Below are 13,420 nucleotides of genomic sequence, written 5' to 3'. Positions count from 1 at the left end.
TATGTGCATCACATCTCTCAGCACGTTATTGCAAGGTATTGTGGCGGTGCCATCGGTCTTCGACGTGACCATTCACGGTCTGAAAACCGACAGCCGGGAAGTCGCCTCCGGCGATGCGTTTATAGCCCTGGCGGGTGCCAAAACGCCCGCTGATTTTTACGTGGACAAGGCGATCACCGCTGGCGCGACGGTCATCCTATTGGAAACCGAACAGGCCGGCGAGTGCGTAGAGCACCACGGGGCACTGATCGTACCTGTTGCCGGCCTGCGCGGTTTGGTGGGTCGAATTGCAGATCGGTTCTTTGAGTACCCCTCCCAGCGTCTTCGCCTGATCGGTGTCACCGGGACCAATGGCAAGACCTCGGTCTGCCAGTATGTGGCGCAGTTGCTGAAAGACACGGGGACCCCCTGCGGCATCCTCGGCACTCTGGGCTACGGCATGCCCGGTTCGCTTCAACCAGCAACTCACACCACGCCGGACGCGGTTCAGGTCAATCGTGTCCTGTCCCGGATCGTGAAGCAGGAGGGGCGCGCTGCCGTGATGGAGGTGTCCTCCCACGCGCTGGATCAGGGTCGGGTGGACAACATCTCCATGACCGGGGCCGTGTTTACCAATCTCACCCGGGATCATCTCGACTATCACGGCTCCATGGAAGCCTATGGTGCGGCCAAGGCACGCCTCTTCGAACGAGAGGAGCTGCACTTTTCGGTGATCAACTTTGACGATCCTTTCGGTCGGCAGCTGTTTGAACAGCTTGAAGGCAAATGTGATCGCGTGCGCTACAGCCTTCACGAGGCCCAGACAGAGCTATGGTTGCGCGAGTTCCGGCCAACCGACGACGGTTTTGAAGCGGAAGTGGATGGCGAGTGGGGGCGGTTTGTTATCGCGGTTCCCCTGATGGGCAGCTTCAACGCAAGTAATGTCCTGGCGGCGATGGCGACAGTCCTCACGCTCGGGGTTCCGGTCGATCGGCTACAGCAGGCCGTCGGCCGACTCGCGCCGCCCCCTGGCAGGCTTGAGAGATTCGATGGTGCCAATGGGGTCAGAGTGGTGGTTGATTACGCCCACACTGCCGATGCCTTGGCCAATGCCCTGGCTGCACTGCGACCTCATGTGGACGGCGAACTGATTTGTGTTTTCGGTTGCGGCGGTGACCGTGATACCGGCAAACGTCCGGACATGGCCCGGGAAGCCGAGAAGCTGGCGGACCGTGTAGTGGTCACAGACGACAATCCCCGTAGCGAACATCCTGAAGCAATTGCGCGGGATATCCTTGCCGGATTCTCGGATTCAGCAAAGGTGACGGTCATTCATGACCGGGCCGAGGCCATCCAGTCGGCGATCCGTTCTGCTACTCCGAACGACCTCGTTTTGATCGCAGGAAAAGGGCATGAGGCCTACCAGGAAATCGCCGGCCAGAAATACCCGTTCAGCGATGCTGAGCAGGTTCGCCACAACTTGAAACTCAACGGGGGTGTGGCATGATGCGCGCCTTTTCGCTGGCCGAAGCCAAGGGCTGGCTCGACGCCGAGTGCGCCTCGGGCGACCTCGGGTCAGTGGCGTTCACTGGGGTTTCTACCGACACCCGTACCCTGGAACAAGGGCAGCTGTTCGTGGCGCTTCGTGGCGAAAACTTTGATGGCCACCGGTTCTTGCAACAGGCGTTGGCCAAGGGCGCCGTTGGGCTGGTGGTCGATACGCCTGACAACAGTGTCGACCTGCCCCAGTTAGTGGTAGACGACACGTTGGATGCCCTGGCCAGGCTTGCTTTGGGCAACCGCGGAGAAAGCAAGGCCAGCATTCTTGCTATCACCGGCAGCAGCGGCAAGACCACGGTCAAGGAGATGTGTGCCGCCATTCTCTCGCAGATGGGCAAGACGCTTTCCACAAAAGGCAACCTGAATAATCACATCGGTGTTCCGCTTACCCTGTTTGGTCTTTCGCCAGAGCATCAGTATGGCGTGATCGAGCTGGGTGCCAGCGGGCTGGGTGAAATTGCCCATACGGTTGCCCTTGCGAAGCCCCGCGTTGCCATCCTCACCAATGCGGGCGAGGCCCATCTGGAAGGGTTTGGCAGCTACGAGAATATTGTGCTGGCCAAGGGTGAAATCATTGATGGCGTGGCGGCAGACGGTCTGATGGTACTGAACCGCGACGATCCGGCTTTCGAGCAGTGGCGAACGCGTGCCGGAGCCCGTCGTGTTGCCGGAGTGAGCCGTCTCGGTGCTGAAGCCGATTATCACGCGGTCCTCGAGAGCCAGGACGCTAGAACCAGAATCCTTCAGGTGAGCGGTCCGGACGGCTGGCATTGCCGGGTCACCCTGGTACTTGAGGGTGACCACAACATCACCAACATGCTGCTCGCCATCGCAGCCACCCGCGAGCTGGGCGCCAGTGATCGGGCGATTGTCGAAGGGCTGGCCAGTGTTGCGCCGGTAAAGGGGCGGCTCCAGGTTCTGAAGCTGTCACCGGAACTGACGCTGATTGACGATAGTTACAACGCCAACCCGTCGTCCATGAAGGCCGCGCTTGGAGTTCTGGCGGGGCGCGAGGGTCGGAAAGTGGCTGTGCTTGGTGCCATGGCAGAGCTTGGCGCCGAGGCCAGGACCCTGCACCGTGAGGTTGGGGAATGCGCCCGGGAGCGCGGTATTGATCGACTGATTACCGTGGGGCCCGGTTGCGAGGGTTATGCCGACGGGTTTGGAGAGTCCACGGAACTTGGGCTGAGCCACGAGCTTGCCGTCGAATCGGCCATTGGGGACAAAAACACACCATTGACAGTGCTGGTCAAGGGTTCTCGCAGTTCCGCCATGGAGCGTGTGGTGGAGGGGATTAAAGAAAAGGTGAATAACTCATGCTGCTCTGGCTGACAGAGGTTCTATCACAGTATTTCTCGGCACTGACGGTGTTTCAGTATCTGACCCTGCGGGGAATTCTGGGCACACTCACGGCGCTGCTGATTTCGCTGATCATCGGTCCGGTGATGATCCGCAAGCTGAGCCAGTACCAGATTGGCCAGGCGGTGAGAGATGACGGTCCCCAGACCCACCTCAGCAAAGCCGGCACGCCGACCATGGGGGGCGCGCTGATCCTGGTGGCCATTGGCATCAGCACGCTGCTGTGGGCCGATCTTGGTAATCGCTATGTCTGGGTTACGCTTCTGGTGACGCTTCTGTTCGGCGCCATCGGCTGGGTTGATGACTATCGCAAGGTGGTGGAGCGCAATCCGAGAGGTCTGCCGGGTCGCTGGAAATACTTCTGGCAGTCGGTCATTGGTGCCACGGCGGCCATGGTTCTGTTCTTCAGCTCGGCGCTGCCGCAGGAGACCTCTCTGTACGTGCCGTTCGTCAAACAGGTGTCCCTCACTCTTGGTCCGGTATTGTTCATCCTGCTGAGCTACTTCGTCATTGTCGGCAGCAGCAACGCGGTCAACCTGACTGACGGTCTGGACGGGCTGGCCATTATGCCAACGGTCATGGTCGCAGGCGCTCTCGGCATCTTCGCCTACCTGTCCGGGCACGCCCAGTTCGCCAACTACCTCCTGATCCCGCACCTTCCGGGCACCGGTGAGCTTATCGTTTTCTGTGGCGCCCTGGTCGGAGCCGGGCTTGGTTTCCTCTGGTTCAACACCTATCCGGCCCAGGTATTCATGGGGGATGTGGGCGCTCTCGCGCTTGGGGCAGCCCTGGGTGTGGTTGCGGTTATTGTTCGCCAGGAAATCGTCCTGTTCATCATGGGCGGTGTGTTCGTGATGGAGACCATATCGGTGATCCTGCAGGTTGCATCCTTCCGGCTGACCGGTCGGCGGATCTTCCGCATGGCGCCGCTGCATCATCACTTCGAATTGAAAGGCTGGCCGGAGCCGAGGGTGATCGTACGGTTCTGGGTGATCACCGTTGTTCTGGTCCTGATTGGCATTGCCAGTCTGAAACTGAGATAGGAAAGCACAGCAACTATGAGTGTCATTGTTTCGGATCGTCGCACACTGGTCGTAGGGCTCGGTAAAACCGGGCTTTCCTGCGTGCGCTATCTGTCCGAACAGGGACGGGACGTCACTGTGGCCGACAGCCGTGCGGTCCCGCCCGGTCTTGAGCAGCTGAGAGCAGGCTGGCCGGATGTTCCTGTGCACCTGGGGACCTTTGACAAAGAACTGTTTGCCGGCTTCAACGAGCTGGTGGTAAGCCCGGGCATCGCCATTTCGGAGCCTGCCATTGCCGCTGCTGCGGGCCAGGGCGCCAGAATCCGCGGCGACATTGATCTGTTTGCCGAGGCTGCCGATGCGCCCATTGTGGCCATTACCGGTTCAAATGGTAAAACCACGGTCACCACCCTGGTGGGTGAAATGGCAAAGGCCGCCGGCCGGAAGGTCGCTGTCGGCGGTAACATTGGCACCCCGGCCCTCGATCTTCTGGGTCAGGGCGCAGACCTGTATGTACTCGAGCTGTCGAGTTTCCAGCTCGAGACTACGGACGAACTGAACGCCCTGGCGGCGACGGTACTTAACGTCAGCGACGATCACATGGATCGTTACCCGAACAAGATGGCTTATTTTCAGGCCAAACAGCGGATTTTCCGGGGCTGCAAGAACGCCATTGTCAATCTGGACGATGCGCTGAGCACTCCCATGGCGAGGGACAACCTCAGGTTCCTGTGTTTCGGCTTCCACCGGGTGAATCCCGAGACCTTCAGTACCCGGGACGATGACCAGGGTACCTGGATTACCTTTGGTTTCGACAACCTTCTGTTGGCCAGTGAACTGAAACTGATGGGGCATCACAATATAAGCAATGTGATGGCTGCGCTGGCATTGGGCCATGCCGCTGGTCTGCCCATGGATGTCATGCTCAAGGTTGCCCGGGAATTCCCGGGCCTGCCGCATCGATGCGAGTTTGTTCGCCGTGTGAACGATGTGGATTTCATTAACGATTCCAAGGGCACCAATGTCGGCGCCACTTTAGCCGCCATTGAAAGCCTTGCACCCGCCAATGGCAAAGTCGTTTTGATTGCTGGCGGTGATGGCAAAGGGGCTGATTTCACTGCACTGGAAGCCCCCATTGCGCTCTATTGTCGGGCGGTGCTGCTGATTGGCCGTGATGCATCGGCGATCGCCGATGTGCTGGGAAGCGGCATTCCGGTTTATCGGATGGACAGCCTCGCCGAGGCGGTCTCTCGCTCCGCAGAACTGGCGGCGCCCGGGGATCGGGTCCTGCTTTCGCCGGCCTGCGCGAGCTTTGATATGTTCCGTGATTATCTTGATCGCGGTGACCAGTTCCGATCTCTGGTGGAGGGCCTGTGATGCACGCAGATCTTTCCCTGCAGAACCGGAATCAATGGCTGGGCGAGGTCCAACCGCTGCCGATGCTGGTGATCAGTTCGGTCGCCTTGCTGGTGCTCGGGGTTGTCATGATTTCCTCGGCGTCCATGGATATGGCCGCTGAGACCATGGGCAACAGTTACCACTATGTGATTCGCCAGCTGATGTTTGCCGGTCTTGGCTGCCTGCTGGCGCTGGTCGCCGTGAACGTTCCGGTGGCCTGGTGGGAGCGCAGTGGCTGGTTGCTCCTGGGCATCGGTCTGCTGGCCCTTGTTCTGGTGCTTACGCCGCTGGGGCGTACCGTTAACGGCTCCACTCGCTGGATTCCGTTTGGGCTGTTTAATGTCCAGGTTTCGGAAGTGGCGAAGCTCTGCCTGATTGCCTATCTGGCCGGCTACGTGGTCCGTCGCCGGGATGAATTGCTCAATACCTGGCCTGGCTTCCTCAAACCGCTGGTGGTTCTTGGTCTGGCATCGGTGCTGCTGGTTATTCAGCCGGATTTCGGTGCCACGGTGGTGCTGGTGACGGCCGCGGCGGGCATGATTTTCCTGAGCGGTGTGCGGCTTAGCCGGTTTGTACCTTTGATCGGTACGCTGGTGGTTTTGGGTGCCATTCTGATCGTTACCCAGCCCTATCGGCTGAAACGGGTTGTCAGTTACCTCGACCCCTGGAAAGACCAGTTCGACAGCGGATACCAGTTGACCCAGTCGCTGATTGCCTTCGGTCGGGGAGACTGGGGCGGTGTCGGCCTGGGCAATTCCATCCAGAAGCTGTTCTACCTGCCAGAGGCACACACCGACTTCATCTTTGCCATTATCGCGGAAGAGTTCGGACTCCTCGGATCGCTGCTGGTACTCAGCCTGTTCACCCTGCTGGTAGTGACCGGTTTTGTCATTGCCCGCCGGGCAGAGAAAGCGGATATGCCGTTCGGCGCCTGTTTTGCCTATGGTCTGACCCTGCTGATCGGCCTGCAGGCGGGCATCAACATGGCGGTCAGTACCGGCCTGTTGCCGACCAAGGGGCTGACCCTGCCGTTGGTCAGTTACGGCGGATCCAGCCTGATGATCACCTGTATCTGCATTGGCATTCTGGCTCGGGTGGAAATGGAACGGCTTGATCAGGAAAAACTGGCCCGGGAAAAGACCGGCCCGAAGACGCGGGGAGGTGCGGTGTATGACTGAGCAGCGCCGCTTCCTGATGATGGCCGGTGGCACCGGAGGCCATGTGTTCCCGGCCCTCGCAACGGCTAGGGCACTTGAAGCCCGTGGTCACCAGGTTTACTGGCTCGGTGCCAGTGGTGGTATGGAACAGAGGCTGATCGGCGAAACCGATATTCCGCTGTCACTGATTCACATTTCCGGTTTGCGCGGCAAGGGCAAACTGGCCCTGGTGCTGGCCCCGTTCCGCCTGATGCGCGCACTCGGTGAGGCGTTCACCATCCTGCGCCGGATTCGCCCGGACTGTGTCGTCGGTATGGGAGGGTTTGTCACCGGGCCAGGTGGTGTGGCCGCCTGGTTGAACCGCACACCCCTGGTGATTCATGAACAGAACGCCATTGCAGGCATGACCAACCGGATTCTGGTGCGATTTGCAGAAACCGTACTGGAAGCGTTTCCCGGCAGCTTTGGGCCAAAAGTCGTTACCCGCTGTACCGGCAACCCGGTCCGGGAGGATCTCGCGAACCTGCCGGTACCCGAGCAGCGGATGGCAGGACGGGAAGGTGCCCTCAGGTTGCTGGTGGTTGGTGGCAGCCTGGGCGCCCAGGTGTTCAACGAGCAGCTGCCCGAGGCTCTGGCCATGTTGCCGGAGGCCGATCGGCCGGTGGTTCGTCACCAATGTGGTGAGCGCCATGCAGATGCAGCCCGGCAGGCCTATGAGCAACACGGGGTTGAAGCCAGCGTGGAGCCGTTTATCAAGGATATGGCAGAGGCCTATCAATGGGCCGATCTGGTGCTTTGCCGGGCCGGCGCACTCACGGTTTCCGAACTGTGTGCTGCCGGTATCGGCGCAGTACTGGTGCCATTTCCCCACGCGGTGGATGACCACCAGACGAAAAATGGCCAACAGATGGTGGCGGCGAAAGCAGCCATCCTCATCCCCCAATCGAAGATGACCCCGGCGGTGCTGGCGGAAACTCTGGGCGATCTTGCCCGGGATCGCAGCCGGGCAACAGATATGGCAAAGGCCGCTCGAACGCTGGCCCGCCCCGATGCAACGGAGAGAGTCGTGAATTACTGTCTGGAGGCCGCCAATGGCTGATGCAACCAATCCGCCCCTGGTCTATCAGGTGCCTGAAATGCGCCGGATCCGTCACATCCACTTCGTGGGGATTGGTGGTGCAGGGATGAGCGGCATCGCCGAGGTGCTCAAGAACCAGGGCTACGACGTTTCCGGGTCGGATCTGAAAGAAGGTGCGGTGACCGATCGCCTGAAAGCCATGGGCGTTGAAGTCCAGATCGGCCACCGGGAAGAAAACAGCGCCAGTGCTGATGTGGTTGTGGTTTCTTCGGCGGTATCCGCGGAAAACCCGGAAGTTGTGGCCGCACGCAGTCGTCGGGTGCCGATCGTACCCAGGGCAGAAATGCTGGCGGAAATCATGCGCTACCGTCATGGCATTGCCGTGGCCGGAACCCACGGCAAGACCACCACCACAAGCCTGATTGCATCCATTCTGGGCGAGGCGGGTCTGGACCCCACGTTTGTCATTGGCGGCAAGTTGAACAGCGCCGGTACCAACGCCCAGCTGGGCGGATCCCGTTATTTGGTGGCGGAAGCCGATGAGAGCGATGCCTCCTTCCTGCATTTGACGCCGGTGATTTCGGTGGTGACCAACATCGAAGCCGACCACATGGATACCTATGGCGGCGATGTTGAAAAACTGAAGCAGACCTTTGTGGATTTCCTGCACAACCTTCCTTTCTATGGCATCGCGGTGATGTGCGTAGACGATGGGTACGTTCAGGAAATCATTCCCCGGATTTCCCGGGCGATCATTACTTACGGCATTGACAACCCGGACGCGGACTACCGTGCCGAAGGCATCCACTCTGACGGTCTGCGCACCCACTTTGTGGTGAAGCGTCCGGCCGGGAGAAGTGATCTGACCGTCGAGCTGAAAATGCCGGGCCGACACAACGTACTGAACGCGCTGGCGGCCATTGCCGTGGCCACGGACGAAGGCGTTGACGATGACGCCATCTGCCGCGGGCTGGCTGGTTTTGCCGGTGTCGGGCGCCGGTTCCAGGTTTACGGCGATTACAAGACACCCAAGGGTACAGTAACGCTGGTAGACGATTACGGTCATCACCCCACGGAAGTGGAGGCAGTAATCCGCGCGGCACACGATGCCTGGCCGGACCGTCGCCTGGTCATGCTTTACCAGCCGCATCGGTTTACCCGGACACGAGACCTTTATGAAGACTTCGTTCGGGTCCTCTCTGAAGTGGACGCGTTGCTGCTGATGGACGTGTATTCCGCCGGCGAACCGGCGATTCCGGGTGCCGATGGTCGGGCCCTGTGTCGCAGTATTCGCCAGCGCGGGCAGGTGGAGCCGGTCTTCGTCGAGGATAACCGGGAGATCGAAGCCCTGTTGGCCAATGTTCTGAAAGATGGTGACCTGCTGATAACCCAGGGGGCCGGCGATATTGGCGGTGTGGCTTCGCGGCTGGCGGCCGCGGGAGTGATTGCGGGTGAGTGATATGCATCATAACGAAACGCAGGCCTATCAGGCAGATCCCGAACTCGTGAGGGCACTCGGACGAGTCGCTGTCTTCATGGGCGGCGATTCCGCAGAGCGGGAAGTGTCCCTGAAAAGCGGCAAGGCGGTGCTGGCAGCACTGGTATCTGCGGGCGTGGATGCCTACGCGGAGGACGTTCAAGGGTGTCTTCTGAAAACGGTCGATAATCCGCAATTTGATCGTGTCTTTATTGCCCTGCATGGCAGGGGCGGCGAGGACGGTACCTTGCAGGCCATCCTTTCGCAGGCCGGGATTCCGTATACCGGCAGTGAGGTTTTGGCCTCCGCCCTGGCCATGGACAAGCTCAAAACGAAGTACGTCTTCGAAGGTTGCGGCCTGCCGACGCCGAAGTTCCGGACCATGACCAGCGTCGACCAGGCGGACCAGATTATCGGTGAATTGCGCGCGCCACTGAGCGTGAAGCCTTCCCGGGAAGGTTCCAGTATCGGTATCCGGAAGGTGCATACCGCCGCCGAGCTGGCCGATGCATACGAAGCTGCGGCCGCGCTGGACAACCTGGTACTGGTGGAGGAATGGATCGAGGGGCCCGAGTTCACCGTCAGTCTGTTGCAGGATCAGGCGCTTCCGGCCATCGGTCTGAGTGCCAGCACTGAGCACGTTTTTTACGATTATGACGCCAAGTACCTGGCGGACGACACCCGATACCAGATTCCCTGTGGATTGGCACCCGAGGACGAAGTTCGCCTCCAGCACCTGGCTCTGGATGCGTTTCGGGTTGTTGGCTGCCGGACCTGGGGGCGGGTGGACATCATGCAGGACAGCGACGGTCAGTTCTGGCTGTTGGAAGTCAACACGGTGCCCGGAATGACCGACCACAGCCTGGTGCCCATGGCAGCGAAGGCGGCAGGCATCAGTTTCGAAGAGCTGGTGGTCCGGATACTGAAGGACACCCTGGAGGGCGCCGATGCTTGAAACACTGCTGATCCGGAGCCGGGCGACACCGTCCGAGCCCCCGCGACGCCGGGGGGCAACGTCCCTTGGTCCTGAGCGGGACCGGTTTGGAGTGTTGAAAGGTGTGCTGGCGGCCGTGCCCTGGCTTCAGGTGGGCATGGGCGCCGTGATTGTATTGTTGGCCGCGCTGGTGCCCTGGGGCACCGGAAAGGTTCTGGGGGCCATGGATCAGCAGATCCTGGCGGTGGATGTAAAAGGGGATTTCGTGGGCGACAGCCGGGTGGCTATTGAACGTGCGGCTGGCGACTGGATCGGCAAGAGCTATTTCGCCACGGACCTCTCAGAAATCAAGGAAAGCCTGGAGCGCCGGCCCTGGGTTGAGTCCGCTGCCGTGCGCCGGGTCTGGCCGGACCGGCTGGTGATCGATATCCGGGAAAAAAAGCCCCTGGCTTACTGGACCGACGGGCGCCTGGTCAGCCGGACTGGAGAATTGTTCGCGCCGTCCAACCCGGAAGTGGCGGGGCGGTTACCGAGACTCGCGGGGCCGGATGAAAGGGTGCGGGATGTGATCAATATGGCGCGGACCATGAGTGACAAGCTGGTCGCCCGGGGACTGGGATTTTCTGGCCTGGCCCTGGAGCACCGGGGCGCCTGGACCCTGCAGCTGGCCAATGGCATCGAAGTGGTGCTTGGCCGGGATCAGGTGGAGCAGCGATTCGAGCGGTTTATCACGGTTTATGAAAACCGGCTGGCAGCACGGTCGGACGAAGTCAGTCGGGTGGATGCCCGTTACACCAATGGTGTGGCGGTCAAATGGAAAGCTGTCGAGACAGCCTCCAGCCCAAAATCATAGCAACGGTTAATTCAGACCTACGGTTTGGTGGAACACATGTCATCGGTTGAAACGGAAAACATGATTGTCGGCCTCGATATCGGAACCTCCAAGGTGGTTGCGATTGTCGGCAAGCGCAAGATGGACGGCACCATCGAAGTGGTGGGCATTGGCTCTCACCCTTCCCGGGGCCTCAAGCGTGGAGTGGTGGTGAACATCGAAACCACCGTCCAGGCCATTCAGCGCGCTGTGGAAGAGGCAGAGTTGATGGCCGGTTGCCGCATTCACTCGGTGTATGCGGGCATTGCGGGCAGCCATATCAAGAGCCTGAACTCCCACGGGATCGTTGCCATCCGTGACCGTGAAGTCACCCAGGCCGACATTGACCGGGTGATTGATGCCGCCCAGGCGGTCGCGATTCCGGCAGACCAGAAGATCCTTCACATTCTGCCCCAGGAGTTCGTGATCGACAGCCAGGAAGGCATCAAGGAACCCATGGGGATGTCCGGTGTACGCCTGGAGGCAAAGGTTCACCTGGTGACCTGCGCGGTGAATGCCGCCCAGAACATCGAGAAATGCGTCAAGCGGTGTGGCCTCGAGGTGGATGACATCATCCTGGAGCAGCTGGCTTCCAGTCACGCCATCCTCACCGAAGACGAAAAGGAACTTGGGGTTTGCGTCGTCGATATCGGTGGCGGCACCACCGACATTGCCGTGTTTACCGGCGGTGCGATTCGACACACGGCGGTAATTCCGATCGCCGGCGACCAGGTCACCAACGACATTGCCATGGCACTGCGCACACCCACGCAGAACGCCGAAGAAATCAAGATCAAGTATGCCTGCGCCCTGACCCAGCTGGCCGGCGCGGATGAAACCATCAAGGTGCCCAGTGTGGGCGATCGCGCACCGCGGGATCTTTCCAGGCAGGCCCTGGCTGAGGTGGTGGAGCCGCGTTACGAGGAGCTGTTCACCCTGGTGCAGTCGGAATTGCGCCGGTCGGGGTTCGAGGATCTGATTCCGGCAGGCATCGTGATAACCGGCGGTTCGTCCACCATGGAAGGGGTGGTGGAACTGGCCGAAGAGATCTTCCACATGCCGGTAAGGCTGGCCTGTCCGCAGGCAGTTTCCGGCATGACGGAGGTAGTCAATAACCCCATCTACGCCACCGGCGTCGGGTTGTTGATTCATGGTTTCCGCCAGATGGACCTGGGGCGGGCACCGGTGCTCAAGGGTGAAGATGCACCCTCGCTGTTTGAGCGCATGAAAGCCTGGTTTACCGGTCATTTCTGACGGAACCGGGTGGGTAGTACACGAAGGTATCTCGAAAACACAATCTCGAACAAACAGCCCGGAACAAGGGCTGAAAACAGCACGAAGGAGTAGGGGAAATGTTTGAACTCGTCGATAATGTCCAGCAAAACGCTGTCATTAAAGTCGTCGGTGTAGGCGGTGGTGGCGGTAACGCCGTTCGCCATATGCTTAACAGCGACATCGAAGGTGTGGAATTTATCTGCGCCAACACAGATGCGCAGGCGCTGACCGATATGGACGCGCGCCAGATCATTCAGCTCGGTGGCAACATCACCAAGGGTCTGGGTGCCGGCGCCAATCCGGAGGTTGGTCGTCAGTCCGCCCTGGAAGATCGTGATCGCATTGCCGAGGCCATCAAGGGCGCGGACATGGTTTTCATCACCGCAGGTATGGGCGGTGGCACCGGTACCGGCGCTGCGCCGATCGTGGCGGAAGTGGCCCGTGAGCTCGGCATTCTGACCGTTGCCGTGGTCACCAAGCCGTTCATGTTCGAAGGTGGCAAGCGCATGAGCGTTGCCGAATCCGGTCTGAAAGAGCTGGAAGAAAGCGTCGACTCCCTGATCACCATCCCCAACGAGAAGTTGCTGGCCGTGATGGGCAAGAAAACCAGCCTGCTGGACGCCTTTGCCGCCGCCAATGACGTGCTTCTGGGTGCGGTTCAGGGCATCGCCGACCTGATTACCCGCAACGGTATGATCAACGTCGACTTTGCCGACGTGAAGACCGTCATGTCCGAAATGGGTATGGCGATGATGGGCACAGCTCGCGCGACCGGCGAAAACCGTGCGCGGGAAGCCGCCGAAGCGGCCGTTCGCAGCCCGCTGCTGGAAGACATCAACCTGCAGGGTGCCAAAGGTATTCTGGTCAACATCACCGCTGGTATGGACCTCAACCTGGGCGAATTCTCCGAGGTTGGCGACATTGTGCGTGAGTTTGCGTCTGATTCTGCCACGGTGGTTGTTGGTACCGTCATTGATCCGGAGATGACCGACGAACTCAAGGTAACGGTTGTTGCGACCGGTCTGGGCGGTGATCGCGAGAAGCCGACCAAGGTGGTGGACAACACCCGCACCCTGGACGGCAAAACCGATTACAACCAGCTGGATCGTCCTGCTGTTCTGCGTCGCCGGGCTGTTTCCCACGGGAACGTAGCTATCGACCAGAGCAAGGACAGCGAGGAGCAGGGTGTCGACTATCTCGATATTCCCGCATTCCTCCGTCGTCAGGCTGACTGATAATCTGGTGCAATTGTGATCCGGTTCCGGTTTGTCATCGAAATATGGAACCCGAAAACCGGTGAATACGTGCAC

General features: G+C 60.0%; 11 protein-coding genes. All 11 read left to right on the top strand.

The annotated features are described in order from the left end of the window. Position 1: 1 nt before the first annotated feature. Complete coding sequence (locus ABNF92_RS06480) at positions 2 to 1,486, top strand: UDP-N-acetylmuramoyl-L-alanyl-D-glutamate--2,6-diaminopimelate ligase (RefSeq protein WP_349343761.1); 1,485 nt, start codon at positions 2 to 4, stop codon at positions 1,484 to 1,486. Next, positions 1,483 to 2,871, top strand: coding sequence for a UDP-N-acetylmuramoyl-tripeptide--D-alanyl-D-alanine ligase (gene murF / locus ABNF92_RS06475; RefSeq protein WP_349343760.1), 1,389 nt, complete (start codon positions 1,483 to 1,485; stop codon positions 2,869 to 2,871). Before ABNF92_RS06480 ends, murF begins: the two co-directional genes overlap by 4 nt. Then, positions 2,856 to 3,941, top strand: a complete 1,086-nt coding sequence (mraY, locus tag ABNF92_RS06470; protein ID WP_349343759.1) for a phospho-N-acetylmuramoyl-pentapeptide-transferase — start codon at positions 2,856 to 2,858, stop codon at positions 3,939 to 3,941. The genes murF and mraY overlap by 16 nt, the downstream gene beginning before the upstream one ends. A gap of 15 nt (positions 3,942 to 3,956) precedes the next feature. Beyond that, a complete protein-coding gene (murD, locus tag ABNF92_RS06465; RefSeq protein ID WP_349343758.1) occupies positions 3,957 to 5,297 on the top strand; it encodes a UDP-N-acetylmuramoyl-L-alanine--D-glutamate ligase in 1,341 nt (446 codons plus the stop codon). After that, positions 5,297 to 6,496, top strand: a complete 1,200-nt coding sequence (ftsW, locus tag ABNF92_RS06460; RefSeq protein ID WP_291910335.1) for a putative lipid II flippase FtsW — start codon at positions 5,297 to 5,299, stop codon at positions 6,494 to 6,496. Before murD ends, ftsW begins: the two co-directional genes overlap by 1 nt. Then, complete coding sequence (gene murG / locus ABNF92_RS06455; protein ID WP_136631478.1) at positions 6,489 to 7,574, top strand: undecaprenyldiphospho-muramoylpentapeptide beta-N-acetylglucosaminyltransferase; 1,086 nt, start codon at positions 6,489 to 6,491, stop codon at positions 7,572 to 7,574. The genes ftsW and murG overlap by 8 nt, the downstream gene beginning before the upstream one ends. Continuing rightward, on the top strand, positions 7,567 to 9,012 hold the full coding sequence (gene murC, locus ABNF92_RS06450; RefSeq protein WP_136631479.1) for a UDP-N-acetylmuramate--L-alanine ligase: 1,446 nt from the start codon (positions 7,567 to 7,569) through the stop codon (positions 9,010 to 9,012). Before murG ends, murC begins: the two co-directional genes overlap by 8 nt. 1 nt (position 9,013) lies before the next feature. Continuing rightward, positions 9,014 to 9,985 (top strand): D-alanine--D-alanine ligase, encoded by a 972-nt coding sequence (locus tag ABNF92_RS06445; RefSeq protein ID WP_349343757.1) that lies wholly within the window; start codon positions 9,014 to 9,016, stop codon positions 9,983 to 9,985. Beyond that, a complete protein-coding gene (locus tag ABNF92_RS06440; RefSeq protein WP_064227013.1) occupies positions 9,978 to 10,817 on the top strand; it encodes a cell division protein FtsQ/DivIB in 840 nt (279 codons plus the stop codon). Before ABNF92_RS06445 ends, ABNF92_RS06440 begins: the two co-directional genes overlap by 8 nt. A gap of 36 nt (positions 10,818 to 10,853) precedes the next feature. Continuing rightward, entirely contained in the window at positions 10,854 to 12,089 is a 1,236-nt protein-coding gene (ftsA, locus tag ABNF92_RS06435; RefSeq protein WP_008176504.1) for a cell division protein FtsA, read from the top strand. Positions 12,090 to 12,187: 98 nt separating this feature from the next. Continuing rightward, positions 12,188 to 13,345, top strand: coding sequence for a cell division protein FtsZ (gene ftsZ / locus ABNF92_RS06430; RefSeq protein ID WP_008176500.1), 1,158 nt, complete (start codon positions 12,188 to 12,190; stop codon positions 13,343 to 13,345). Positions 13,346 to 13,420: the final 75 nt, after the last annotated feature.

The organism is Marinobacter sp. MMG032, from assembly GCF_040112695.1.
Taxonomy (GTDB): Bacteria; Pseudomonadota; Gammaproteobacteria; order Pseudomonadales; family Oleiphilaceae; genus Marinobacter; species Marinobacter salsuginis.
This window is presented reverse-complemented; position numbering and strand designations above follow the sequence as displayed.